Source organism: Streptococcus sanguinis, assembly GCF_050234405.1.
GTDB lineage: Bacteria > Bacillota > Bacilli > Lactobacillales > Streptococcaceae > Streptococcus > Streptococcus sanguinis_W.
On the sequence record NZ_CP092117.1, the window covers coordinates 780,000 to 804,467 of the forward strand.

At 44.5% G+C, this 24,468-nt stretch carries 24 protein-coding genes; 14 read left to right on the forward strand and 10 right to left on the reverse strand.

The genetic code is table 11. The features are described from left to right. Positions 1–81: 81 nt before the first annotated feature. Both MFP28_RS03965 and thrS read left to right on the forward strand, forming a co-directional pair. The gene (locus MFP28_RS03965) at positions 82–726 is read left to right on the forward strand and encodes an ATPase AAA (protein ID WP_032915827.1); all 645 of its coding nucleotides are present in this window, start codon (positions 82–84) and stop codon (positions 724–726) included. After that, positions 719–2,662, forward strand: coding sequence for a threonine--tRNA ligase (thrS, locus tag MFP28_RS03970; protein WP_002906086.1), 1,944 nt, complete (start codon positions 719–721; stop codon positions 2,660–2,662). Before MFP28_RS03965 ends, thrS begins: the two co-directional genes overlap by 8 nt. 54 nt (positions 2,663–2,716) lie before the next feature. On the opposite strand, the gene MFP28_RS03975 is transcribed toward thrS, so the two are convergent. Further along, positions 2,717–3,079, reverse strand: a complete 363-nt coding sequence (locus tag MFP28_RS03975) for a MerR family transcriptional regulator (protein WP_002906087.1) — start codon at positions 3,077–3,079, stop codon at positions 2,717–2,719. 77 nt (positions 3,080–3,156) lie between these two features. Here MFP28_RS03975 and MFP28_RS03980 point away from each other — a divergent pair, with 77 nt between their 5' ends. Then, positions 3,157–3,534, forward strand: a complete 378-nt coding sequence (locus MFP28_RS03980) for a carboxymuconolactone decarboxylase family protein (RefSeq protein WP_002899930.1) — start codon at positions 3,157–3,159, stop codon at positions 3,532–3,534. A 38-nt stretch (positions 3,535–3,572) separates the two neighbouring features. Here MFP28_RS03980 and MFP28_RS03985 read toward each other — a convergent pair whose 3' ends face one another. From MFP28_RS03985 to MFP28_RS04005, 5 genes are all read right to left on the reverse strand, one after another. Next, positions 3,573–3,971 carry a hypothetical protein gene (locus MFP28_RS03985; RefSeq protein WP_002906088.1) on the reverse strand — a complete coding sequence of 133 codons (399 nt, stop codon included), beginning with the start codon at positions 3,969–3,971 and terminating at the stop codon, positions 3,573–3,575. Positions 3,972–4,079: 108 nt separating this feature from the next. Next, entirely contained in the window at positions 4,080–4,739 is a 660-nt protein-coding gene (locus MFP28_RS03990) for an amino acid ABC transporter permease (RefSeq protein WP_002906089.1), read from the reverse strand. 10 nt (positions 4,740–4,749) lie between these two features. Further along, positions 4,750–5,430, reverse strand: coding sequence for an amino acid ABC transporter permease (locus tag MFP28_RS03995; RefSeq protein WP_002906090.1), 681 nt, complete (start codon positions 5,428–5,430; stop codon positions 4,750–4,752). Between the two features lie 12 nt (positions 5,431–5,442). After that, positions 5,443–6,255, reverse strand: a complete 813-nt coding sequence (locus MFP28_RS04000) for a transporter substrate-binding domain-containing protein (protein WP_002906091.1) — start codon at positions 6,253–6,255, stop codon at positions 5,443–5,445. 14 nt (positions 6,256–6,269) lie between these two features. After that, a complete protein-coding gene (locus MFP28_RS04005) occupies positions 6,270–7,031 on the reverse strand; it encodes an amino acid ABC transporter ATP-binding protein (protein WP_032913415.1) in 762 nt (253 codons plus the stop codon). 340 nt (positions 7,032–7,371) lie between these two features. Between MFP28_RS04005 and yycF the strand changes: the two genes are divergently transcribed. The 9 genes from yycF (at position 7,372) to ftsY (ending at position 18,158) form a co-directional block, all read left to right on the forward strand. Next, complete coding sequence (gene yycF, locus MFP28_RS04010) at positions 7,372–8,073, forward strand: response regulator YycF (RefSeq protein WP_002894937.1); 702 nt, start codon at positions 7,372–7,374, stop codon at positions 8,071–8,073. Next, on the forward strand, positions 8,066–9,412 hold the full coding sequence (vicK, locus tag MFP28_RS04015) for a cell wall metabolism sensor histidine kinase VicK (protein ID WP_002894938.1): 1,347 nt from the start codon (positions 8,066–8,068) through the stop codon (positions 9,410–9,412). The genes yycF and vicK overlap by 8 nt, the downstream gene beginning before the upstream one ends. 9 nt (positions 9,413–9,421) lie before the next feature. Then, the gene (locus tag MFP28_RS04020) at positions 9,422–10,222 is read left to right on the forward strand and encodes an MBL fold metallo-hydrolase (protein ID WP_002906094.1); all 801 of its coding nucleotides are present in this window, start codon (positions 9,422–9,424) and stop codon (positions 10,220–10,222) included. A gap of 91 nt (positions 10,223–10,313) precedes the next feature. After that, positions 10,314–10,673, forward strand: a complete 360-nt coding sequence (locus MFP28_RS04025) for a YbaN family protein (RefSeq protein WP_002906095.1) — start codon at positions 10,314–10,316, stop codon at positions 10,671–10,673. 121 nt (positions 10,674–10,794) lie between these two features. Further along, positions 10,795–11,493 (forward strand): ribonuclease III, encoded by a 699-nt coding sequence (gene rnc, locus MFP28_RS04030; protein ID WP_002899941.1) that lies wholly within the window; start codon positions 10,795–10,797, stop codon positions 11,491–11,493. Further along, on the forward strand, positions 11,484–15,020 hold the full coding sequence (gene smc / locus MFP28_RS04035) for a chromosome segregation protein SMC (RefSeq protein WP_002906097.1): 3,537 nt from the start codon (positions 11,484–11,486) through the stop codon (positions 15,018–15,020). The genes rnc and smc overlap by 10 nt, the downstream gene beginning before the upstream one ends. Position 15,021: 1 nt before the next feature. Further along, positions 15,022–15,816 (forward strand): Cof-type HAD-IIB family hydrolase, encoded by a 795-nt coding sequence (locus tag MFP28_RS04040; RefSeq protein ID WP_002906098.1) that lies wholly within the window; start codon positions 15,022–15,024, stop codon positions 15,814–15,816. Beyond that, complete coding sequence (locus MFP28_RS04045; protein ID WP_002906100.1) at positions 15,816–16,634, forward strand: Cof-type HAD-IIB family hydrolase; 819 nt, start codon at positions 15,816–15,818, stop codon at positions 16,632–16,634. The genes MFP28_RS04040 and MFP28_RS04045 overlap by 1 nt, the downstream gene beginning before the upstream one ends. A gap of 3 nt (positions 16,635–16,637) precedes the next feature. Then, the gene (gene ftsY, locus MFP28_RS04050) at positions 16,638–18,158 is read left to right on the forward strand and encodes a signal recognition particle-docking protein FtsY (protein WP_002906101.1); all 1,521 of its coding nucleotides are present in this window, start codon (positions 16,638–16,640) and stop codon (positions 18,156–18,158) included. Positions 18,159–18,207: 49 nt separating this feature from the next. Here ftsY and zwf read toward each other — a convergent pair whose 3' ends face one another. The 4 genes from zwf to MFP28_RS04070 form a co-directional block, all read right to left on the reverse strand. Beyond that, positions 18,208–19,668: a glucose-6-phosphate dehydrogenase gene (gene zwf / locus MFP28_RS04055; protein WP_002906102.1), complete on the reverse strand. Its 1,461-nt coding sequence runs from the start codon at positions 19,666–19,668 to the stop codon at positions 18,208–18,210. 174 nt (positions 19,669–19,842) lie between these two features. After that, positions 19,843–20,661, reverse strand: coding sequence for a TIGR03943 family putative permease subunit (locus MFP28_RS04060; protein ID WP_002906103.1), 819 nt, complete (start codon positions 20,659–20,661; stop codon positions 19,843–19,845). Beyond that, on the reverse strand, positions 20,658–21,563 hold the full coding sequence (locus tag MFP28_RS04065; protein ID WP_002906104.1) for a permease: 906 nt from the start codon (positions 21,561–21,563) through the stop codon (positions 20,658–20,660). Before MFP28_RS04065 ends, MFP28_RS04060 begins: the two co-directional genes overlap by 4 nt. Beyond that, positions 21,560–21,697: an SPJ_0845 family protein gene (locus MFP28_RS04070; protein WP_002897213.1), complete on the reverse strand. Its 138-nt coding sequence runs from the start codon at positions 21,695–21,697 to the stop codon at positions 21,560–21,562. Before MFP28_RS04070 ends, MFP28_RS04065 begins: the two co-directional genes overlap by 4 nt. Before the next feature lie 177 nt (positions 21,698–21,874). On the opposite strand from MFP28_RS04070, the gene MFP28_RS04075 reads away from it, so the two are divergent. Both MFP28_RS04075 and MFP28_RS04080 read left to right on the forward strand, forming a co-directional pair. Then, the gene (locus MFP28_RS04075; protein ID WP_002906105.1) at positions 21,875–24,007 is read left to right on the forward strand and encodes a Tex family protein; all 2,133 of its coding nucleotides are present in this window, start codon (positions 21,875–21,877) and stop codon (positions 24,005–24,007) included. Next, entirely contained in the window at positions 23,994–24,431 is a 438-nt protein-coding gene (locus tag MFP28_RS04080) for a SprT family protein (protein WP_002906106.1), read from the forward strand. Before MFP28_RS04075 ends, MFP28_RS04080 begins: the two co-directional genes overlap by 14 nt. The last annotated feature ends 37 nt before the right edge of the window (positions 24,432–24,468 follow it).

Below are 24,468 nucleotides of genomic sequence, written 5' to 3' on the forward strand. Positions count from 1 at the left end.
TTGGCTTGCATAAATGAAGGTGGAACCACGTTGCGACGTCCTTTTATGGATGTCGTTTTTCTTTTGTCAGAAGGAGGGAGAATGGTGCTTTATATGATTGGCGGATCGCCTTGTAGTGGGAAGTCAACAATTGCTTCACTTCTTGCTAGACAGTATCAGCTGCTTCATATCAAACTGGATGATTTGGTAGACGAGATGATGAGTCAAGCAAGTGCAGACTCACAGCCGATTTGCCTTCTTAGACAGGACAGAAATCCGGAACAAATCTGGATGAGAAATCCAGAAGAGATGGCAGATGAAGAATGGCGCTTTTATGAAGAGATTTTTCCTTATGTAAAATCTTACTTGATAAAAAATCAAGATAGACCACTCTTGGTTGAGGGGGCAGGACTTTTGCCTCACTTGGTAAAGGAGCTTGAATGGCCAGCGTCTTCCTATCTATGCTTGACTCCGACAGCTGATTTTCAGAAAAAGCATTATAGACAGAGAGAATGGGTTCCTTATGTCTTAGAGGGAACAACCAATCCTGAGCAAGCTTTTGAAAACTGGATGCAGCGAGACATTCTTTTTGCCCAAATGGTTCGTAAGGAAGCGATGAAATTAGGCTATCCTAGCCTCATAACAGATGGTAGTCAGTCAGAAAAGCAGACTGTGGAAGAGATTGCTCGAATCTTTAAATTGCTTAACAGAAACAATATAATATTAAAGGAGAAAACACATGATTAAGATTACTTTCCCAGATGGCGCTGTTCGTGAATTCGAATCTGGTGTTACTACTTTTGAAATTGCTCAATCTATCAGCAATTCCCTAGCTAAAAAAGCTTTGGCTGGTAAATTCAACGGCAAACTGATTGATACGACTCGTGCCATCACTGAAGATGGTGCCATTGAAATCGTGACACCTGACCACGAAGATGCTTTAGACATCTTGCGTCACTCAGCAGCCCACCTCTTTGCGCAAGCAGCTCGCCGTCTTTTCCCAGATATTCACTTGGGCGTTGGTCCTGCCATTCAGGATGGTTTCTACTACGATACGGACAATGAAGCTGGTCAAATCTCTAACGAAGATCTGCCTCGTATCGAAGAAGAAATGAAGAAAATCGTCAAAGAAAATTTCCCATCCATCCGTGAGGAAGTGACTAAGGATGAGGCGCGTGAAATTTTCAAAAACGATCCTTACAAGTTGGAATTGATTGAAGAGCACTCAGAAGATGAGGGTGGTTTGACCATCTACCGTCAGGGTGAATATGTGGATCTCTGCCGTGGGCCTCACGTTCCATCCACAGGTCGGATTCAAATCTTCCATCTCTTGAACGTGGCTGGAGCATACTGGCGCGGGAACAGCGACAATGCCATGATGCAGCGGGTCTATGGTACTGCTTGGTTTGACAAGAAAGACCTGAAGAAATATCTGCAAATGCGGGAAGAGGCTAAAGAACGTGACCATCGTAAGTTAGGGAAGGAGCTGGATCTCTTCATGATTTCTCAAGAGGTGGGGCAAGGTTTGCCATTCTGGCTGCCAAATGGTGCGACGGTCCGTCGCGAGTTAGAGCGCTACATCGTTGATAAAGAGTTGGCTTCCGGCTACCAACACGTCTACACTCCACCTTTGGCTTCTGTGGAGCTTTATAAGACTTCTGGCCACTGGGAGCACTACCAAGAGGATATGTTCCCAACCATGGATATGGGTGATGGAGAAGAGTTTGTTCTTCGTCCCATGAACTGCCCTCACCACATCCAAGTCTACAAACACCATGTTCACTCATACCGCGAGCTGCCAATCCGTATCGCTGAGATTGGCATGATGCACCGCTATGAAAAATCTGGTGCCCTGACTGGTTTGCAACGGGTGCGTGAAATGTCCTTGAACGATGGCCACTTGTTTGTAACGCCAGAACAGATTCAAGAAGAATTCCAGCGTGCGCTGCAGTTGATTATCGACGTTTACGCTGACTTCAACTTGACAGAATATCGTTTCCGTCTGTCTCTTCGTGATCCTCAGGATACGCATAAGTATTTTGATAACGATGAGATGTGGGAAAATGCCCAAACCATGCTGCGAGCAGCCTTGGACGAAATGGACGTGGACTACTTTGAGGCAGAAGGAGAAGCAGCCTTCTACGGCCCTAAACTTGATATCCAGGTTAAAACAGCCCTAGGAAATGAAGAAACCCTGTCAACTATCCAGCTGGACTTCCTCTTGCCAGAGCGTTTTGACCTCAAGTATGTCGGAGCTGACGGTGAAGAGCATCGCCCAGTTATGATTCACCGTGGGGTTATCTCAACCATGGAGCGCTTCACAGCCATCTTGATTGAAAATTACAAGGGTGCCTTTCCGACCTGGCTGGCTCCGCATCAAGTGACTTTGATTCCAGTTTCTAACGAAGCCCATATTGACTATGCTTGGCAAGTGGCTAAAAAGCTGCGCGACAAGGGGGTTCGTGCTGATGTGGATGAGCGCAATGAAAAGATGCAGTACAAGATTCGTGCCTCACAAACTAGCAAGATTCCTTATCAGCTCATCGTTGGTGACAAGGAAGTTGAAGACGGTACTGTTAATGTCCGCCGCTACGGTCAAAAAGAAACACATACAATACCAGTAGACGAATTTGTAGAGCAAATCTTAGCAGACATTGCCAACAAATCACGCCTTGAAAAGTAGAACTCATTAGATAACAATTAAACCCGAGCAATTGGCTCGGGTTTCGTTTATAGACTATTTAGGAAGATTCCTGATTTCTGCTTGATACCATTCAATTTTATTATCTAATTTTTTTAGTGATGTTTGCCAATTTTTAATTTGTTCTTGAACAAAACTGCGGTGCTTCTGCAGCATTTCTAAGCGTTCTTTCAGGCTGCCATCACCCTGATAGCGCAAATCAGCATATCTCTGAATATCTTTCAAATGCATACCCGTATCTTTTAAACGCTGAATAAACTGAACCCAGGCAAGATCGTTCTCATCGTAGGAACGCTGACCGCTTTGATCTCTATCAACTTTAATCAATCCTCGTTTCTCATAATATCGGAGTGTATGCGTTGATAAATTCACTTTTTGGGCAAATAGACCGATTTTCATAAAAAACCTCCTTTGATTTCTTGACTTAGAGTATGGTCTAAGATTTATAATGACATTGTAATCGTTTAAGGAGGTAAATGCAAATGAAAAATAAGCGATTTGAACGTGGATTAGAAAGACTCAATCAGATTGATGGTGAGGGCGGTGAGAAGGTCATTTCCTCTCTGAAAGAAATAGCTCCCGATCTAGGAGACTACATTGTAGAATTTGCTTTTGGCGATATCTATAGTCGTGAGGGACTGAATCTACAGGAGCGAGAGATCGTCACTCTTGCTAGCCTTTTGACACAGGGAGGTTGTGAAGCACAGCTGGAAGTACATATTCAAGCGGCTTTAAATGTTGGCTTAACCCCCGAAAAGATTATAGAATGCTTTTTGCAGTGCATCCCTTACGTTGGATTTCCTAGAGTACTAAATGCTGTTTTTCTAGCTGACAAACTATTTAAAAAAGAATAATAAAAAGGCCGCTGACTACATCAGTGGTCTTTCTAGTTTTAATTCAAGTATTTATCCACATAATCATCAAAATCAGGATACTCATTTCGGTTCATGGCATAGAGCATTTCCCCATAGAGAGGGTCACTAGACGGGTCATCAGGTTCTAGAAGAGTAGCTATTTTCATATCATCATCTGGGAAAAGGATGGTGTAGTGATAGGTGTCGCTGACAGTGATACTGTAATATTTGGTGTTATCTTGATAGCCTGACTTATCTATCTTATAGTGAAATTCTTTATCGCCTAGCTTGCCGGTCTTGTCATTGAAGACAATGTCAATGTCCTCTCCATTTGCTTTCTGAGCCTTCCATTTTCCTTGAAAGCTAGCGTAATGACCACAAGCGCTGAGAAAGATTAGTGTTAAGAAAGTGGTGAAAAGCAATGTCAGTTTTTTCATATCGTTCTCCTTGTCTATCCTTTGATATTATTCTACCACAAATGTTAAAAATAAAAAAGTTGAGTTGGTAAACTCAACTTTTGCACAGTAGGTCTGTATCTGAGCTACTTATTCTGCAGCTTGAGCCCAGCGTTGGGATAGCTTGCGCGAGAAGCTGGAAATGGCGAAGTTAATCAGGAAATAGATGGCTGCTACTAGTAGGTAGAGCGCGAAGACCTGTTCAGCTTCAAAATAGCGCCCCATTAGAATTTGAGCAGAACCAAAGAGTTCTTGGAGCGCAATAACAGAATAGAGCAGGCTGGTATCCTTAATCACTGTGACAAACTGAGAAATGATGGCTGGCAGCATTTTCCGAATAGCCTGAGGTAGGATGATGTAACGCAGAATCTGAAACTGAGTAAATCCTTGAGATAAGCCAGCTTCAGTCTGTCCTGGGTCAATGGCATTGAGACCGCCCCGGATAATTTCTGCCAAAGCAGCAGAAGTAAAGACAGTGAAGCTGATGATACCGGCTGGTGTTGACTTAATCTGAAAGACTAAAAAGATGGTGAAAATCCAGAGCAGATTGGGTACATTACGGACAAATTCGATATAAATGCTGGCAATCAGCTTGAGCAGTTTATTTTTTCCGTTTCTCATGACTGCTAGAATGGTTCCAAAAACCGTTGATAGAACAATGGAAATGAAAGAAATTTGCAGTGTCAGCCAGAGTCCCTTAAGGATAAAGAGGAGGTTGTTTGCGGTTAAGACTTTTAAAATATTTTCCATAGAGACCTCCTTAGATGCTGTAAGCTTGTTTATTGGCTTCCTCTACCTTACGTCCCCAGCTAGCGATTGGGAAGCAAAGGAGGAAGTAGAGCAGAGCAGCTCCGGCAAAGGCTGGGATGTAGTTGGAGTTCAGAGCAGACCAGGACTTGGTCACGAACATCAGATCCATACCAGAGATAATAGCGACGGTAGATGTATTTTTTATCAGATTGACGACCTGATTGATTAGCGGTGGCAGGATAATCCGAAAAGCTTGAGGCAGGATGATGTATCGCATGGTTTCGACATAGGTAAAGCCCTGAGATAGTGCAGCTTCTGTCTGCCCGCGAGGAATGGACTGGATACCTGATCGGATAACTTCGGCGATATAAGCACCGTGGTACAGTCCCACACAGAGAACCGCAGTCCAATAGATTGAGGGCATGATGGTGTAATTGCTGACTAGCGGAAGACCGTAAAAGACAATTACAAATTGCACTAAGAGTGGTGTGTTCTGATAAAACTCAACAAAAACACGAGCTAGACCACGTAGAACTTTATGCTTACCTGTGCTGATAGCTCCAAAGAAAATCCCTAGTAGAAGAGCCAAGGTCAGGGCACCGATAGAAATAGCTAAGGTAAAGAGGAATCCTTGGAAAAACTTGCCAAAGTCCGCAAAGTAGGCCTGCCAAGAAGAAATACTAAAACTCATAGGGTCTCCTTTCTAATCATCTGTTGAAGCAGATGGTTTTAAATTATATTTGTCATAAAGTTTCTGCAGACTGCCGTCTTCCTTCCATTTAGAAATTAGGCTATCTACATAGTCATTCAATTGAGTATTGGATTTTTTTGTTACTACACCATAATCGGCTTTTTTGAAGCTGTAATCCAGAATGTTTGACTTGGAGCTTACATAGCCAGTCAGGATAGACTTGTCAACAGAAATGGCATCAATACGGTGAGCTCGCAAGGAAACAGCAAGTTCAGGGTAAGAGCCTAACTCCACATATTTGAAGTTGAGTTTTTTCTCTTGGGCGATTTCTTCCAGTAAGGTTTGAGTAATAGAGCCCTGGACGACGCCGATAGTCTTATTATTCAAGTCCTTAACGTCTGTAATTTTGCTGGATTTATTAACTAGAAAACCAGAAGCATCAGTGTAGTAAGGGGTTGTGAAATTATAGATTTCCTTACGCTCATCTGTGATGGTAAAGGTCGCAATGACCATGTCAACTTGTCCGTTGTCCAGAAGTGGTCCGCGGGTTTGTGCAGTAACTGGGACGTAGTTGATTTTGACGCCTAGTTCCTTAGCAATCTTCTTTGCAATATCGATTTCTAAGCCGCTGTAAGTATTGCTATCAGGATTGAGGTAACCAAAGTTAGGTACATCCTGCTTGACACCGACATTGAGGACTCCGCGTTTCTGGATGGCCTTGACCTGTTGGCTGGTACTGGAATCGGCTTGTGCGGGAGCGGCATTGATTAAGCCAAGAGTCAGAAGGAGTAAGAGTAGGATAATGAGTATTTTTTGTAGTTTCATAGGTCTTCTCCTTTTTAAGAAAGCACATTATCACTCTCATGGTTGATAATTTTACTGAGAAACTGCTTAGCACGAGGTTCGGTAGGATTGTCAAAGAAAGCATCAACATCAGTAGTATCTACTAGCACCTCGCCGTCTGCCATGAAGATAATGCGGTCAGCTACCTCACGGGCAAATCCCATCTCGTGTGTGACCACAATCATATTCATGCCGTCTTTGGCTAGTTTTTGCATAACAGCCAGAACATCCCCGATTGTCTCAGGGTCAAGGGCAGAAGTCGGTTCATCAAAGAGCAGGAGCTCAGGATGCATGGCTAAACCGCGGGCAATGGCAATCCTTTGCTTTTGTCCACCGGATAACATGCCTGGGTAAGAGTCTTTCTTGTCCCACATGTTGACAAATTCTAGATATTTTTGAGCGATTTTGTTAGCTTCTTGTTTATCCATTCCTAGAACTTTAATAGGCGCCAAGGTAACATTTTCTAACACCGTTTTGTGGGGGTAAAGATTAAAATGTTGAAAGACCATTCCGACTTCTTTGCGTAAGTTGACCAAATCTTTGGCAGCAGTGTTCGTGACCTCGTGGCCATTGACAATTAAGCTTCCCTGGTCAATGTCTTCTAAAGCGTTGATTGTACGGATAAGAGTAGATTTTCCTGAGCCGGATGGTCCCAGCAGTACAACTACTTGCCCTTTTTCAAAACTGAGATTGATATTGCGCAGAGCATGGTAGTCTCCGTAATACTTTTCGACATTTTTAAATTCAACTAAAGCCATATCTTTCTCCTTTGTGTTAGATAATATGACATAGATTTTACCATAGAATAAATAAACTGTCAAATTGAATAAAAATGAGTATTTCCATTTAGGAAAAAAATTTTTTAGATGAGAATTGTCCATTTTCTACAAATGTGGAATAAAAATGGCTTGAATTAGTGTTTTTTAAGAAAACTTTGGTATAATAAGACTAGATAAATAAATAAAATTGGATTGGGAGTCTAGCTAGGCAAACTAGATTGCCTTTTGCACGTGTTGATGCAGGACGACTTAGCTGACTATGTCACAACTTTTCTATCATGGAGTTGATTCAATCCCAATCTTATGTTAAGGTGAACATATGAAGAAAATATTAGTTGTAGATGATGAGAAGCCAATCTCAGATATTATTAAGTTTAATATGGCCAAGGAAGGCTATGAGGTTTTGACTGCTTTTGATGGTAAGGAAGCCTTGGAAATGTTTGAAGCAGAACAGCCAGATATCTTGATTTTGGACTTGATGCTGCCAGAAGTGGATGGATTGGAAGTGGCTCGGACTATTCGTAAGACCAGCAATGTTCCGATTATTGTATTGTCTGCTAAGGACAGTGAGTTTGACAAGGTTATCGGCCTTGAAATCGGTGCAGATGACTATGTGACTAAGCCTTTCTCAAATCGTGAGCTGCAGGCGCGTGTCAAGGCACTTCTTCGTCGGGCAGACCTTGTTGTGGAAAACCAAGTAGAAGAAAGTGGCCCGAACGAGCTGACCATTGGGGAACTGCAGATTTTGCCAGATGCTTTTGTTGCTAAGAAGCATGGCAAGGAGCTGGAGTTGACTCACCGCGAGTTTGAACTTCTTCACCATTTGGCGACACATATCGGTCAGGTGATGACACGTGAGCACTTGCTGGAAACAGTATGGGGCTATGACTATTTTGGCGATGTCCGTACAGTGGATGTGACCATTCGCCGCCTGCGTGAAAAGATTGAAGATACGCCAAGCCGACCTGAGTATATCTTGACTCGCCGCGGAGTTGGCTATTATATGAGAAATAATGATTGAAGCAATTAAACAATTTGTGATTTCTGCGGATTTTGTCTTTGCAATCATTATTATCGGCTTCATTGTAGTTGTTGCCTTGCTTTTATTGGAAAATCGCCGGGATAATCAAAAGCTTGTACAGCTTAATCAAAAGGTTAAAGATTTGATTGCAGGTGACTATTCTGAAGTGCTGGACATGCAAGGGAGTCCAGAAATCACAGATATGACCAACAGTATCAATGATCTTTCAGAGGTCATTCGACTGACACATGAAAACCTTGAGCAAGAAACAAAACGCCTTTCCAGTATCCTGTCCTATATGACAGATGGCGTGCTTGCGACTAACCGCCGGGGGCAGATTATCACTATCAACGATATGGCAACCAAGCAGTTGGGAGTTAAGAGAGATGAGGTCCAAAATATGAGTATTTTGGATCTGCTTTCGATTTCAGACGAGTATGATTTGCGGGACCTGATTACCAATGTTCCTGAGCTGACGATTGATTCTCAGGATGAAAATGGTGAGTACTTGAGTTTGCGGGTTCGCTTTGCCTTGGTAAGGCGGGAGTCGGGCTTTATTTCTGGTTTGGTAGCTGTCTTGCATGATACGACAGAGCAGGATAAGGAAGAGCGGGAGCGTCGCCTCTTTGTCTCCAACGTCAGCCATGAGTTGCGGACTCCGCTGACCAGTGTTAAGTCCTATCTGGAAGCCCTGGATGAGGGAGCTTTGTCTGAGCCAGTAGCACCGGACTTTGTCAAGGTATCGCTCAATGAAACCAACCGCATGATGCGGATGGTGACGGACTTGCTTAGTCTGTCCCGTATTGATAATGAGACCAGCCATCTGGAAGTGGAGTTGACGAACTTCACGGCCTTTATTACCTTTATCCTCAATCGCTTTGACAAGATAAAAAATCAAGACGAAACTAAGAAATATGAGATTATCCGTGATTATCCTATAACACCGATCTGGGTAGAGATTGATACAGATAAGCTGACCCAGGTCATTGATAATATCATGAACAATGCCATCAAGTATTCGCCGGATGGTGGAACCATTACTGTTTCCATCAAGACAACGGATGAGCAGTTGATTCTCTCTATTGCAGACGAGGGACTAGGAATTCCCAAGCAGGACTTGCCTAAGATTTTTGATCGCTTTTATCGAGTGGACAAGGCACGCAGCCGCGCACAGGGCGGAACGGGTCTGGGGCTGGCTATTGCCAAGGAAATTATCAAGCAGCATCAGGGCTTTATCTGGGCTAAGAGTGAGTATGGTGTGGGCTCGACCTTTACCATTGTCTTGCCTTATGAGAATGATGGCGTCCGGGATGACGACTGGGATAATGAAGATATATAGAAAGTAAACATGACTAAAGGATTTCAATACAGTATTCTGGCGTCAGGATCAAGCGGTAATTGTTTCTATCTGGAAACAGACCAAAAGCGGATTCTGGTTGACGCTGGCTTATCAGGCAAGAAAATTACGAGCTTGCTGGGCGAAATTGGCCGCAAGCCTGAGGATTTGGATGCTATTTTAGTGACTCATGAGCACAAGGACCACATTCATGGCGTTGGAGTGTTGGCCCGCAAGTATCATCTGGATATTTATGCTAATGAGGCTACTTGGAAGGCTATGGAAAAGGACTTGGGCAAGCTGGATGTTAGTCAAAAGCATATCTTTGAATTGGGCAAGACCAAGACCTTTGGAGACTTGGATGTGGAGAGCTTTGGTGTCAGTCATGACGCAGTCTGTCCACAGTTTTACCGCTTCATGAAAGATGACAAAAGCTTTGTCATGCTGACGGATACGGGCTATGTCAGTGACCGGATGGCTGGGATTATCGAAAATGCCGACGGCTATCTGATTGAGAGCAACCATGATATTGAAATTCTTCGCAGTGGTGCCTATCCTTGGAGTCTTAAGCAGCGGATTCTGTCGGATATGGGCCACTTGTCCAACGAGGACGGAGCAGAGACCATGATTCGGACTCTGGGCAATCGCACCAAGCGAATATATCTGGGACATCTCAGTAAAGAAAATAATATCAAGGAATTGGCTCACATGACCATGGTCAATCAACTGGCTCAAGCTGATATGGCAGTCGGTCACGACTTCCAAGTCTATGATACCTCGCCTGATACCGCAACGCCTTTGACGAGTATTTAAACGCCAGACCGAAAGGTTTGGTTTTCTTGCTCTAGTGCGGTATCCATTATATATTTAAAAAGTAACGGTTTTATTTTGCAAAGGAGCTTGTATGCGACCAATTTACTTTGTGGTAGGTCTCTTATCTTTAGGGTTAGGAGTTTTGGGGATTTTTCTGCCTCTCCTGCCTACGACACCATTTCTTCTATTGTCCATTGCCTGCTTTTCGCGCAGTTCAAAGCGTTTTGAGAATTGGCTCTATCATACAAAGATGTATCAGACCTATGTGGCAGATTTTCGAGAGACAGGAACGATTGCCAAGGAGCGTAAGAAAAAGATCATCGTTTCCATCTATATCTTGATGGGCATTTCCATTTTTCTAGCGCCTATTATTTGGGTCAAGATTGGTCTGTTGGGTCTGACCATTTTTATCACCTATTATTTGTTTAAAGTAATTCCGGATAAGGAATAGAAATCACTGTCAGCAGGTGCGTTTGCGCCTGTTTTTTGTTATAATAGAGACTGTATATCTTTGGAAAGGAAAAGGTATCATGCTGCTTATCTGACTGAAGTCAGCATGATGTAAAATAGTAATGGAAAATTTGAAAAAAGCATTGCTGGAGCAGTTTGACTTGGTTTTCTCTGATGAGACCTTGTTGGAAACAGCTTTTACCCATACGAGCTATGCCAATGAGCACCGCCTCTTAAAAATTTCACACAATGAACGCTTGGAATTTTTAGGAGACGCTGTTCTGCAACTGATTATTTCGGAGTATCTTTATACCAAGTATCCTAAGAGACCAGAGGGCGACTTGTCCAAGCTGCGCTCCATGATTGTTCGGGAGGAGAGCCTGGCAGGCTTTGCCCGTGATTGTCAGTTTGATCAATTTATCAAGCTGGGACGCGGAGAGGAGAAGTCTGGCGGCCGGAATCGTGATACGATTTTAGGAGATTTGTTTGAGGCCTTTTTAGGTGCCTTGCTCTTAGATAAGGGTGTGGAAGCAGTCAAAAGCTTTCTCTATCAAGTCATGATTCCTAAGGTGGAAGCGGGAGATTTTGAGCGGGTGACGGACTATAAGACCAAGCTGCAGGAGTTGCTGCAGATTAATGGTGATGTGGAAATTACCTATCAGGTCGTCTCCGAGACAGGGCCGGCTCATGCCAAAAATTTCGAGGTGGCTGTTCTTATCAATGGCCGCAAGTCCGGTCAAGGCCAGGGGCGTTCTAAAAAGCTGGCCGAGCAGGAAGCTGCTAAAAACGCATTTGAAAAGGAAAGTTCTTCATGTTTTTAAAGGAAATTGAAATTCAGGGCTTCAAGTCATTTGCTGATAAGACTAAAGTTGTCTTTGATCAGGGAGTGACTGCGGTTGTTGGGCCAAACGGTTCCGGCAAGTCCAATATTACGGAGAGCCTGCGCTGGGCCTTGGGAGAGTCCAGTGTGAAAAGTCTGCGGGGCGGCAAGATGCCCGATGTGATTTTTGCGGGAACAGAAACCCGCAAGCCCCTTAATTACGCATCAGTGGTAGTGGTTCTGGACAACAGCGACCAATTTATCAAGGATGCTGCCAATGAGATTCGGGTGGAGCGTCACATTTACCGCAGCGGTGACAGTGAGTATAAGATTGACGGCAAAAAAGTCCGTCTGCGCGATGTCCATGATCTCTTCATGGATACTGGACTGGGACGAGATTCCTTCTCCATCATTTCCCAAGGGAAGGTTGAGGAAATCTTCAACAGCAAGCCAGAGGAACGTCGGGCAATCTTTGAAGAAGCTGCTGGAGTGCTTAAGTATAAGACACGTCGTAAGGAAACGGAAAGCAAGCTTAGTCAAACTCAGGATAATCTGGATCGACTGGAAGACATTATCTACGAGCTGGAGAGCCAGGTTAAGCCCTTGGAGAAGCAGGCTGAAACTGCTAAGCGCTTCTTGAGTCTGGATGGCCAGCGCCGAGAGCTTTACTTGGATGTTTTGGTCGCTCAGCTGACAGCTAACAAGGAAAAGTTGACTCAGGCTGAAGAAGATTTAAGGAATATCCAGCAGGAGCTGGCAGCCTACTACAGCAAGCGCGATGAGCTGGAAGTTGAAAACCAAACCTTGAAGGCCAAGCGCCATGAGCTCAATCAAACTTTGTCTGATGATCAAGCTAGTTTGCTGGAATTGACCCGCTTAATCAGTGATTTGGAGCGGCAGATTGACCTTTCTAAGTTGGAGTCCAGCCAGGCAGCGACGAGCCGCCGGGAAAATGAAGAGCGTTTGGCCACTTTGTCAGAAAAACTGGCTCAGATAGAAAGCAACATAGAGGACAAGCAGGCTGAATTGAGCCAAATAGCTGCCAAACTGAGTGACAATGAGCAGTCTATCTCTGCTTTGGAAGCAGAATTAGCAGACTTCTCAGATGATCCAGACCAGCTGATTGAACATCTGCGTGAGCAGTATGTCAAGCTCATGCAGGAAGAGGCAAATCTTTCTAATGACTTGACTTCTCTGGAGAGCCAGCTGGCTAGCGAGCTTAAACTAGCTGAGAGCAAGAAGGCAGACTATGCTAAGCTGCAGGCTGATTTGAAGGCTAGTCAGGCGCAGGAGCAAGCTGGTTTGGAGGAGTTGGAAATTGCTCGCCAAGCCCTCAAGAATCTACTAGTAGACTACCAAAGTCAGATCCAGTTAGTAGAGAAGCTAGAGGCTGATTATAAGCATCAGCAGACTAAGATGTTTGAGCTTTTGGACGACCTCAAAAACAAGCAGGCACGTTCTAATAGTTTGGAAGCCATTCTCAAAAATCACAGCAATTTCTATGCTGGGGTCAAGAGTGTGCTGCAGGAAGCTGGCCGACTGGGTGGCATTGTTGGAGCAGTCAGCGAAAAACTCAGCTTCGATCCTCACTATCAGACAGCGCTGGAAATTGCGTTGGGAGCCAGCAGTCAGAATATCATCGTGGAAGATGAGGCAGCTGCGACTCGGGCTATCGAATTTCTGAAGAAAAATCGGGCTGGCCGGGCAACCTTCCTGCCTTTAACAACCATCAAGCCGCGTCAGCTGCCTGACCATAACCGGGCTACGATTGAAAAAAGTGTTGGTTTTCTGGGACTGGCTTCTTCCTTGGTCAGCTATAAGTCATCGTTAGACAGCATTTTTCAAAATCTGCTGGGAACGACTGCTATTTTTGATACAGTGGAGCATGCCAGAGCAGCAGCTCGCCAAGTGCGCTATCAGGTTCGCATGGTGACTTTGGATGGAACAGAGCTTCGGACTGGCGGATCTTATGCTGGTGGTGCCAACCGCAACAACAATACTATCTTTATCAAGCCGGAGCTAGATGCTTTGCTTGAAGAGATTAAGCAGAAAAATTTCAGCTTGAAAGAGCAGGAAGAAGCAGTGCAAATTCTGCAAAACCAGCTAAGTCAGGCCAAGCAGGTATTGGAACAAATCAAGACAGATGGTGAGCAGGCTCGCTTGGCTGAGCAAAAGGCTAATCTAGCCTATGAACAGTTAGCCAAGCGCGTAGAAGAGCTCACAAGTCTGAAAAATCTACAAGAACAGGAGTTGGCTGATCAATCTGCTTTGGATATTTCAGAAGAGAAAGACCGACTGCAGACCCGCTTGACTGAGATTGAGCAAGAAAAAACGGATATCACAGCAGAAATAGAGCAGGTTAAGTCGAACAAAGATGCTGTTCAAGCTCGTTTCGACAAGCTTTCCTCTCGCCTAGCAGAACTCAAGCTCCAGCGGACAGAGCTGACCTCCAATCAACGCTTTGAAAAGAATGACTTGGAACGTCTGTCCGAGGAAAAAGCCAGCCTTGCAAAAGAGCAGTCGACCTTGGAACTTTTGATGGAGCAAAAGGAGCAGTCCAGCTTGCAAAAGGTGGATATTACGATTCTGGAAGAGCAATTAGAGACCGCCAAGCAAGAAAAGATTGAGCTGGATCAAAGACTGATTCGTCTGAAATTTGAGCTTGAAGATCTAGAAGGTCAGTCTGACGATATTGCCAGTCGTTTGGAGCAAGCCCGCCATCAAAATGAAGAATTGATTCGCCGGCAGGCTAAAGCAGAGGCAGAAAAGGATAAGCTCATGGATGTCATGCGCCGTCTGGCAAGCAATCTGACAGATGACTATCAGATGAGCTTTGATGAAGCAAGCAGCCAGGCTCGGCCTTTAGAAAGTTTACCAGCTGCTGAAAGCCAAGTTAAGGATCTGGAAAAAGCCATTCGAGCTTTAGGTCCAGTCAATCTGGAAGCAGTTGAGCAGTTTGAAGAAGTCAGCAACCGTTTGAACTTCCTCAATGAGCAGCGAGACGATGTCCTATCAGCCAAAAATCTGCTCTTAGAGACGATTGAAGAGATGAATGACGAAGTCAAGGAACGTTTTAAATCAACCTTTGAAGCCATTCGTGAAAGCTTCAAAGTGACTTTCCGTCAGATGTTTGGCGGTGGTTCGGCAGACCTGATATTGACGGAGGGAGACTTGCTGACAGCTGGTGTAGAAATCTCCGTGCAGCCACCGGGAAAGAAAATCCAGTCGCTTAATCTGATGAGCGGTGGCGAGAAGGCCTTGTCAGCTTTGGCTCTACTCTTCTCTATCATCCGCGTTAAGACCATTCCTTTTGTCATCTTGGACGAGGTCGAAGCAGCGCTGGACGAAGCGAATGTTAAACGCTTTGGGGATTATCTCAATCGATTTGACAAGGACAGCCAATTCATCGTGGTCACTCACCGTAAGGGAACCATGTCAGCTGCAGACTCTATTTACGGAGTTACCATGCAGGAATCTGGGGTTTCCAAGATTGTCTCGGTCAAGTTAAAAGATTTAGAAAGTATGTAAAATGAGTATAAAATTAGTAGCAACGGATATGGATGGCACCTTTTTGGACAGTAAAGGTCAGTTTGATATGGACCGCCTCAAGCAAGTTTTGGCTCGCTTCAAAGAAAAAGATATGTACTTTGCCGTAGCCAGCGGACGGGGTCTCTTGTCGCTGGAAAAGCTGTTTGAGGAAGTACGCAATGAGATTATTTTTATTGCTGAAAACGGTAGTTTAGTGGAATTTCACGGCGAGGATCTCTATGAAGCAACCATGCCTCGGAATTTTTATCTCAATGTTTTTGACAAGCTGCAGGAATCTCCCTATGTCAATGTCAACGAGCTGCTTTTGACGGGCAAACGTGCCTGCTATGTCTTGGAGACTGTGGATCCGACCTATCTTTCTTTCAGTGCTCATTATAATGAAAATATTCAAAAAGTAGCTAGCCTGGCTGATATCGACGATGAAATTTTCAAGTTTACGACCAATTTTGCTGAGGACCAAGTCGCAGCTGGTGAAGCTTGGGTCAATGAGAATATCGATGGAGTCAAGGCCATGACAACTGGCTACAAGTCCATTGACATCGTTCTGGACCATGTGGATAAGGGGGTTGCCATTGTCGAGCTGGCCAAGAAGCTAGACATAGATCTTTCTCAGGTTATGGTTTTTGGCGATAATCTCAACGATATGCACATGATGCAGGTGGCTGGCTATCCGATCGCGACTGAAAATGCTCGCCCTGAGATTTTAGAAGTCGCCAAGGAAGTCATCGGCCACCATGATGCTCAGTCGGTTATCACTTACATGGAGGGATTGTAATGGCAGATATAAAACTGATTGCTCTGGACTTGGATGGAACTCTCCTGACTTCAGACAAGAAGATTTCTGACCGCAATTTAGCGGCTTTAAAAGCAGCTCAGGCCAAGGGAGTTAAAGTAGTTCTGACTACGGGTCGCCCCCTCAAAGCCATGGACTTTTTCCTGCATGAGCTAGGAACAGACGGTCGAGAGGATGAGTACACCATTACTTTTAATGGTGGTCTTGTTCAGCGCAATACTGGAGAAATTCTTGATAAAACAGTCTTTTCTTATGATGATGTGGCTCGGATTTACGAGGAGACGGATAAGCTCCACATACCGCTCGATGCTATCTGCGAAGGGCTTGTCTATCAGATTCAATCAGATCAAGATTCGCTTTATGCTCAGTTCAATCCTGCTCTAATTTTTGAGTCTATTGATTTTAGTGATTTGTCCAGCCAGCAGACTTATAATAAATGTGTCACCGCTTATGCTCAAGAACCACTGGATGCCGCTATTGAGCAAATCTCACCGGAATTATTTGAGCGCTATGAGATTTTCAAATCTAGAGAAATGTTGCTGGAGTGGTCCCCTAAAAATGTCCATAAGGCCAATGGCTTGGAGAAACTGATTGCCCATTTAGGCATTGAGAGAAGTCAGGCCATGGCCTGTGGTGATGAAGCCAACGATCTGTCTATGATTGAGTGGGCTGGTTTGGGAGTGGCTATGCAGAATGCAGTAGCCAGCGTCAAAGAAGCAGCCAATGTGGTGACACCTATGACCAATGATGAGGATGCAGTGGCTTGGGCTATTGAAGAATATGTATTAAAGGAGGATTAGTCGATGGGATTATTTGACCGCCTTTTCGGCCGAAAAAAACAAGAACCACCGATTGAAGAAGTTGTCAAGGAAGCATTGGAAAACATTGGCGAGCTTGAAGAAGAAATAGCGCCTGTTCCAGAAGCAGGAGAAAATCTTGAAGCGGAAGCTGTTCAGTCCTATCAGGACGAGCAGCAACTTGATGACCAAATTTCGGATACAAAAGATAGTTTGGCTGATGTTGAAGAGCCAGCATCTCAATCTATCCAAGAAGAAAGCAAGGAGCCAGAGCATGAAAGAGAAATTATTGCAGAAAATCAAGAAGTGGCTCAAGGAGCAAGTCAGACTGAAGAAACTCTAGAAGAGCACCAACCTGAAAGCAGTGACGAAACGGTAGAAGAAGTTGTTGAACAAACAGATCTTTCGTATGAAGCACCATCTCATACCGAGCATGAAGCTGCTCCCTATGAGGAGGTGGGAACTGATTCAAATAATGAGTTCGAGCTAGAAACAGAAGCTGAGTCACTAACAGAATCAGAACAGGTCGACCAAGCAGCTGATGTTGCTGAAGAATCAGAAGTAGCAGCTGCAGAAGAGCCTGCTGAACTTTCTCAAGAGGAATCTACTCAGGAAAAATATGACCGCAGCCTAAAGAAAACTCGGACAGGGTTTGGAGCACGGCTTAATGCCTTCTTTGCCAATTTCCGCTCAGTAGATGAAGAGTTCTTCGAAGACTTGGAAGAGCTGCTCATCACTAGTGATGTAGGGGTTCAAGTGGCTTCCAGTCTGACTGAGGAACTACGCTATGAAGCCCGTCTGGAAAATGCTAAAAAACCAGCTGCTCTGCGCCAGCTGATTATTGAAAAATTGGTGGACATTTATGAGAAAGATGGCCGCTTTAATGAAAAAATCAATTTCCAAAACGGTCTGACTGTCATGCTCTTTGTTGGAGTCAACGGAGTCGGTAAGACCACCTCTATCGGTAAACTAGCCTATAAGTACAAACAACAAGGCAAGAAAGTCATGTTGGTAGCAGCAGATACATTCCGAGCTGGAGCAGTGGCTCAGCTGGCTGAATGGGGTCGGCGCGTAGATGTTCCAGTAGTAACGGGGCCTGAAAAGAGTGATCCTGCCAGCGTGGTTTATGACGGTATGGAGCGCGCTCAGTCAGAGCAGGTTGATGTTCTTATGATTGACACGGCTGGTCGCCTGCAAAATAAGGACAACCTCATGGCTGAGCTGGAGAAAATTGGCCGCATTATTAAGCGGGTGGATCCAGAAGCACCGCATGAGACTTTCCTAGCTCTCGATGCTTCAACCGGTCAGAATGCTCTGGTTCAGGCCAAGGAATTTTCTAAAATTACTCCAGTCACAGGAATTGTACTGACAAAGATTGATGGAACAGCTCGAGGTGGGGTTGTGTTAGCCATTCGTCAGGAATTGGATATTCCAGTGAAGCTGATTGGCTTTGGAGAAAAGATTGATGATATCGGTGAGTTCAACTCAGAGAACTTTATGAAAGGCCTGCTTGAAGGCTTAGTATAAAACAAAAAACCAGTACGAGTACTGGTTTTTTATGAACAATTTTTAAATTTTATTTGTTTGGAGACCACTGCCAGTCAGCTCCAAATTCTCTAAGGAGTTCAAAAGAAGCATCTGGTCCCATAGAACCGACAGGATACTCATGAAGAGGCACTTCGTTGCTACGCCATAGCTCTTCAATCTGATCAATCAGCTCCCAGCTGGAGCGGACTTCATCCCAGTGGCTGAAGTTGGTTGAGTCATTGTTAAGGACGTCAAAGATTAATTTTTCGTAAGGATCAGGGGAAGCACCGCTAGCTGTTGCGTCCGTTCGATAGTCCAGAGAGAGGGGAGCTAAGCTGAAGCGTTCGCCGACCTCTTTGCCATTCATGCTGAGAGAGAAGCCCTCAGTCGGCTGGATATGAATGGTCAGAACATTTGGTGCTAATTCCTCACCAAAGATAGACTCCATTTGCTTAAAGACGATATTGACAAGAGTGCCTTTTTCAGTGAGGCGTTTACCAGTTCGGAAGAAAAATGGAACATCACGGAAGCGCTCGCTATTTACGAAGAAAGCTCCTGAAGCAAAGGTTTCGGTCATAGAGTCAGGATTGACATTAGGCTCGCTCCGGTAGGAGATGTATTTCTTGCCTTTGACTGTGCCAGACTTATATTGACCGCGGATAAAGAAGCGTTTCAAGTCTTTTTTATCGGGCTGTACCAAGCGTTCAAAAACTTTGACTTTCTCTGCCCGAATGTCCTCTTTGCTGAAGCTTTTCGGCTTGTCCATAGCTAAGAGTGACAGGAGTTGCAGAGTATGATTCTGCACCATATCTCGTAGAGCACCGGACTGGTCATAGTAACCGCCACGTTCTTCGACACCTAGCTTTTCAGCAAAAGTAATCTGGACATTGTCAATGTAGTCACGATTCCAGATGTTTTCAAAGAGAAGATTGGCAAAGCGGATAGCGAAGATGCTCTGAATCATTTCCTTGCCTAGGTAATGGTCAATACGGAAAATCTGCTCTTCATCAAAGGCCGCTAAGAGTTCTTCGTTAAGTTGGCTGGCAGTTGCCAAGTCTGTCCCGAAAGGTTTTTCGACAATCAAACGTTCAAAGCCTTTGCCGTCTACGATATTTTCAGACTTGAGGTGTTTGGCAATAGTACCGAAAAATTGCGGAGCCATGGACAGGAAGAAGAGTTTATTGTGCTCGGCTTGGTACTGCTCATTGAGTTGATTTTGAAGCTTGCGCAGCTCAATGTAGTGCTCGGTATCCTGCACATCATGGCTTTGATAGTAGAAGTGGCTGGCAAACTCTTGGGCTTGCTCGGGGCTGTCGGCTAAATCAGCGATTGCTTCGACAACGACAGACTCAAAATACTCCTTACTCCAAGGCCGGCGGGCGGTTCCAATGACTGCAAAATGCTTGGAAAGATTGCCAGACTTATAGAGCCTGAAGAGGGATGGATAGAGTTTTCTTTTGGCCAAGTCACCGCTGGCTCCGAAAATTGTTACAATAACTTTTGAAGACATCCTGATACCTATTTTCTAAATGATGTCTCTATTTTATCACAATTTTTCTAAAGATTGTATTCAGAAATTCGGTTTCTGAAAAGGGAGATAAATAGAAAGAAATTGACCGCTGCTTGAAACATATTCAAAGATAAAAAATGAGGCTAAGACACGATTGTGCCAGCCTCGTTTTCTTTATTCAAATACCCGATAAACGTAAGGGTTGTCCGGTTTTTCTACCTTATCAAAGCTTTCAACTTCTAGAGTTGGCAGGCTTTGTCCCAGACTTTTATGGTAGTGCATGGTAATTTTTCCCTTGGCATGAATCCAGGTATTATTCTCGAAATGCTGGGTATTTCCAGTCGTCAAGAGGCCATAGACACCTGAGTCGGCGATACAATGGATAATACCGAAACGAAAGAGAAATTGGCTCTTCTGGTCGCTGGGGTCATTGTAGACAAATCCAGTGAACTCCAGCGTTTTGCCTACAAACTCGTCGGGATAATCATAGATGACCTCCATGATTTCCATGTAGTTCTCAGTTGTGACCTGAATGGAATCTTGCTTGACATATTTCTTGGCGGCTGCCCGCATTTCTTTTTCGTAAGCTCCTTTGGTAAAGTAGGTGCTAGTGTCAGGCTTCAGGTATTGACTGGTAGTGCCTTCGTCCTGCTGAATAGCAGTTGAAGTTCCCTCAGCTAGTGGAAAATGAAATCCTTTGGCCGAAACTGTTGTCGAATCCAAGGTAACAGTTGGAAAGAAAATTCCCATAAAAAGCGGAATGACAAGGAGCATCACGCTGCCTAACTTGGCCCAGCGAGTATTTAAATGACTGTGGACCTCCATTTTCTTCATCCAGATGATGAGCTGCACAACTGCCAAGATAAAAGATAGAATCATAGATAGATAGGCCAGATAGGAGTAGTGGAGATTGATATATTGGTTGAGCTTGCCTGTCAGCTGTAGGTACATGGTGATCTCAAAGTAGCCGACTAAGATTAGAAATCGGATCATAGCACTACCCCCACAAGCCAAGAGTAAAGAAAGACGACGACGGTAACCAGGCTGATAAATTGCCAGATAAAGCGTGTCTTAAAGTAGTTTTTCATCATCAGCAGATTCTTGACATCTAGCATAGGCCCAATGACCAAGAAAGCTAAGACTGGCGATAAGCCGAAACTAGCAATCAAGGAGCTCCCGATGAAAGCATCAGCTTCGCTGCAAAGTGAGAGCAGGAAGGACAGCAGCATGAGCAGGAGAATAGCAACAGCTGGTGTTGAGCTGATGGAGGTCAAGATTCTGGTTGGCACATAGACTTGGACCAGGCTGGCGAAGAGACAGCCAAAGACCAGATAGCGACCTGTATCGAAAAATTCATCAATGGCCTGCACAAAGACCTGAAAAAACTTTTGTCCCTTGCTGAGATGTGAAAAATCATGCTCATGAACAGCCTTGCGATTTTCTTTTTGGATATTGCTATCTGCAAAGAAGCCCAGAAAAATCCCTAAAAGAATAGCCACGACCATAGAACCTAAAGCACGAAGCAGAGCCATTCGGAAGGAATTACCAAAGGCTGAGTAGGTCGCAAAGAGCACGATGGGGTTGATGACTGGAGCCGTTACCAGAAAAGGCACAGCCGTGTAACTGGGAACTTTCTTTTCCAAAAACCGATTTATAATGGGAACGATTCCGCACTCGCAAGAGGGGAAGACAAAACCAATCAAGCTCCCAAAGAAAATCCGAGCCCATTTGTTCTTGGGCAGGAAACGATAAACCTTGTCTGGCGTGACATACACCTCGATAAAGCCAGAAATAATACTTCCAATCAGAACAAAAGGTAGGGCCTCAATGATAATGGAGAGAAAGATGGCACCGGCTTGCAGGACACTGGCCGGTAGCTGAGAGAAGAAGCTCATTCTTTCTTATCCTTCTCGTTTTTAGATTTTTTCTTGTCTTCCTCAGGGAACTCTACCTTTTCCATCTTGGGCAGGGTCGCAAACTCCTCGAACATCTTGTCCAAATCGTCTGATCTAGTAAATTTAACAGCCATAAAGGCACCTCATTTCTAAAATAATAATTCTATTATACTACCAATCATCAAAAAATGAAATTTTGAAACATAAGAGACTCTTTGTCGCTGATTTACCCTAATTTTTTTGTACAAATAGTACTAAATAGTTCTAAAACTGCCTATCTTTCAAAGCACTTGTGATATAATAGGATTGTTATGGAAAATATAAATATTGAAAAAATTGCCCAGAAATTGGGCCTTAAAGAAAGCCAAGTATCACAGGTCCTAGATCTGACTGCTGAAGGAAATACGATTCCTTTTATTGCTCGTTACCGTAAGGAAATGACAGGAAATCTGGATGAGGTCGAGATTAAGGAAATCATTGACTTAGATAAGAGCATGACTGCCTTGGCAGAGCGTAAAGCGACGGTCTTAGCTAAAATTGAGGAGCAGGGAAAACTAACGGATGCTCTTCGCTCTGAGATTGAGGCTGCTGAAAAGCTGGCTGATGTGGAAGAACTTTATCTGCCCTACAAGGAGAAGCGCCGTACCAAGGCTACGATTGCGCGTGAAGCAGGTCTCTTTCCTTTGGCTCGCTTCATCCTACAGGATGCGGCTAATCTACAGGAAGAAGCAGAGAAACTGACTAGTGAAGCCTTTCCAACAGCAGAAGCTGCTCTAGCTGGAGCAGTGGATATTCTGACTGAAGCAATTTCCGAAGATACTAAGCTGCGGGCTTGGACCTACCATGAGATGCAGACCAATTCTTCTATCGTATCCAGTCTCAAAGACGGTGATTTGGATGAAAAGCAGATCTTCCAAATTTATTATGATTTTTCTGAAAAAGTAGCGACTATGCAAGGCTACAGGACTCTGGCTCTTAATCGTGGTGAGAAGCTAGGTATTCTCAAGGTTGGTTTTGAGCACAATCTTGAGAAGATCCTGCGCTTCTTTGAAGTACGTTTCAAGGTGAAAAATGCCTATATTATCGAAGCTGTCCAGCAAGCTGTTAAAAAGAAAATCATTCCAGCCATGGAGCGCCGTATTCGGACCGAGCTGACTGAGGCCGCTGAGGATGGAGCGATTCAGCTCTTCTCAGATAATCTCCGCCATCTTCTCCTGATTGCCCCTCTCAAAGGTCGAGTAGTACTGGGCTTTGACCCAGCCTTTCGAACAGGAGCCAAGCTGGCTGTTGTTGATGCGACAGGCAAGATGCTGACGACCCATGTCATCTATCCCGTGCCACCAGCAAAACCAGCTCAGATTGAAGCTTCTAAGAAAGAGTTGTCAGATCTGATTGAGCAGTTTGGCGTGGAAATCATTGCCATCGGAAACGGCACTGCCAGCCGAGAAAGCGAAGCCTTTGTAGCGGAAGTTTTGAAATCTCATCCAAATGTCAGCTATGTCATCGTCAATGAAAGCGGAGCATCTGTATACTCTGCTAGTGAACTGGCTCGTCATGAGTTTCCGGATTTGACTGTTGAAAAGCGCTCAGCTATTTCTATTGCCCGCCGCCTGCAAGATCCTTTAGCAGAGTTGGTTAAGATTGATCCTAAGTCCATCGGAGTTGGTCAGTACCAGCATGATGTCAGCCAGAAAAAGCTGTCTGAAAGCCTGGACTTTGTCGTTGATACCGTGGTCAACCAAGTCGGAGTTAACATTAACACCGCCAGTCCTGCCCTGCTGGCCCATGTAGCTGGTCTTAATAAAACTATCTCAGAAAATATTGTCAAATATCGGGAAACAGAAGGTTTGATTCGGTCTCGCGAGTCTATCAAGAAAGTGCCACGTCTGGGCGCAAAAGCTTTTGAACAGGCGGCCGGCTTCCTGCGTATTCCTGAAAGTGATAACCTGCTAGACAATACAGGCGTTCACCCAGAGTCTTATAAGGCGGTGGAGGATCTCTTTAAGCGTCTGGAAATTAGCAGTTTGGATGAATCAGCCCAAGCCAAATTAAAAGCAGTGCAGACTGCTAGTTTGGCTGCAGAGCTAGGCTTGGGAGAAGAAACCCTAAAAGATATTATTGCTGATTTGCTCAAGCCTGGCAGAGATTTGCGAGATTCCTTTGACGTGCCAGTTTTGCGGCAGGATGTCTTAGATATCAAGGACTTGCGCATCGGTCAAAAGCTGGAAGGGGTCGTCCGCAATGTTGTCGATTTCGGAGCCTTTGTGGATATCGGTATCCACGAAGACGGTCTTATCCATATCTCCAAGCTGAGCACAGACTATATTAAGCATCCTAGTCAAGTCCTATCTGTTGGTGACTTGGTCACTGTCTGGGTGGATAAATTGGATGTGGATCGGGAGAAGGTCAACCTCTCTCTGATAGCACCAAATGAATCTAACTAACTATGTCAAGCGGGTTTCGCTTGAGGATTTTGGCTGGGAATTCCGCCACCAAGCTTATTGGAACAAGCGTCTCCGCACTACAGGGGGACGCTTCTTTCCAAAAGATGGTCATCTAGATTTCAACCCAAAAATCTATGAAACTTTTGGGCTGGAGATCTTTCGAAAAATTGTCCGCCATGAGTTAGCTCACTATCACCTCTATTATCAGGGCAAAGGTTACCGCCATGGGGATAGAGATTTTAAAGAACTGCTTAAGAAAGTTGATGGCCTGCGCTACGCTCCCGCGTTGTCCAACTCGCAATCTTTTCTCATCTATGAATGCCTGAGCTGCGGAGCACTTATCCGTCGCAGACGTAGAGTCAATCTTCAAAAATACCGTTGCGGACGCTGTATGGGCAAGCTCCGTTTGTCAGAGAATGCTTGATAGATTAGCAAGAGAGTTCCTTGAAGAACTCTCTTTT

Coding starts and splice junctions, on each gene's coding strand:
- smc (WP_002906097.1), top strand. CDS start 11,484: ATGTTTTTAAAGGAAATTGAAATTCAGGGCTTCAAGTCATTTGCTGAT.
- vicK (WP_002894938.1), top strand. CDS start 8,066: ATGATTGAAGCAATTAAACAATTTGTGATTTCTGCGGATTTTGTCTTT.
- MFP28_RS04065 (WP_002906104.1), bottom strand. CDS start 21,563: ATGAGCTTCTTCTCTCAGCTACCGGCCAGTGTCCTGCAAGCCGGTGCC.
- MFP28_RS04070 (WP_002897213.1), bottom strand. CDS start 21,697: ATGGCTGTTAAATTTACTAGATCAGACGATTTGGACAAGATGTTCGAG.
- MFP28_RS04020 (WP_002906094.1), top strand. CDS start 9,422: ATGACTAAAGGATTTCAATACAGTATTCTGGCGTCAGGATCAAGCGGT.
- MFP28_RS04080 (WP_002906106.1), top strand. CDS start 23,994: ATGAATCTAACTAACTATGTCAAGCGGGTTTCGCTTGAGGATTTTGGC.
- MFP28_RS03990 (WP_002906089.1), bottom strand. CDS start 4,739: ATGGAAAATATTTTAAAAGTCTTAACCGCAAACAACCTCCTCTTTATC.
- MFP28_RS04005 (WP_032913415.1), bottom strand. CDS start 7,031: ATGGCTTTAGTTGAATTTAAAAATGTCGAAAAGTATTACGGAGACTAC.
- rnc (WP_002899941.1), top strand. CDS start 10,795: ATGGAAAATTTGAAAAAAGCATTGCTGGAGCAGTTTGACTTGGTTTTC.
- MFP28_RS04040 (WP_002906098.1), top strand. CDS start 15,022: ATGAGTATAAAATTAGTAGCAACGGATATGGATGGCACCTTTTTGGAC.
- MFP28_RS03995 (WP_002906090.1), bottom strand. CDS start 5,430: ATGAGTTTTAGTATTTCTTCTTGGCAGGCCTACTTTGCGGACTTTGGC.
- zwf (WP_002906102.1), bottom strand. CDS start 19,668: ATGTCTTCAAAAGTTATTGTAACAATTTTCGGAGCCAGCGGTGACTTG.
- MFP28_RS04025 (WP_002906095.1), top strand. CDS start 10,314: ATGCGACCAATTTACTTTGTGGTAGGTCTCTTATCTTTAGGGTTAGGA.
- thrS (WP_002906086.1), top strand. CDS start 719: ATGATTAAGATTACTTTCCCAGATGGCGCTGTTCGTGAATTCGAATCT.
- MFP28_RS03985 (WP_002906088.1), bottom strand. CDS start 3,971: ATGAAAAAACTGACATTGCTTTTCACCACTTTCTTAACACTAATCTTT.
- yycF (WP_002894937.1), top strand. CDS start 7,372: ATGAAGAAAATATTAGTTGTAGATGATGAGAAGCCAATCTCAGATATT.
- MFP28_RS03965 (WP_032915827.1), top strand. CDS start 82: ATGGTGCTTTATATGATTGGCGGATCGCCTTGTAGTGGGAAGTCAACA.
- MFP28_RS03975 (WP_002906087.1), bottom strand. CDS start 3,079: ATGAAAATCGGTCTATTTGCCCAAAAAGTGAATTTATCAACGCATACA.
- MFP28_RS04075 (WP_002906105.1), top strand. CDS start 21,875: ATGGAAAATATAAATATTGAAAAAATTGCCCAGAAATTGGGCCTTAAA.
- MFP28_RS04045 (WP_002906100.1), top strand. CDS start 15,816: ATGGCAGATATAAAACTGATTGCTCTGGACTTGGATGGAACTCTCCTG.
- MFP28_RS04060 (WP_002906103.1), bottom strand. CDS start 20,661: ATGATCCGATTTCTAATCTTAGTCGGCTACTTTGAGATCACCATGTAC.
- ftsY (WP_002906101.1), top strand. CDS start 16,638: ATGGGATTATTTGACCGCCTTTTCGGCCGAAAAAAACAAGAACCACCG.
- MFP28_RS03980 (WP_002899930.1), top strand. CDS start 3,157: ATGCAAATGAAAAATAAGCGATTTGAACGTGGATTAGAAAGACTCAAT.
- MFP28_RS04000 (WP_002906091.1), bottom strand. CDS start 6,255: ATGAAACTACAAAAAATACTCATTATCCTACTCTTACTCCTTCTGACT.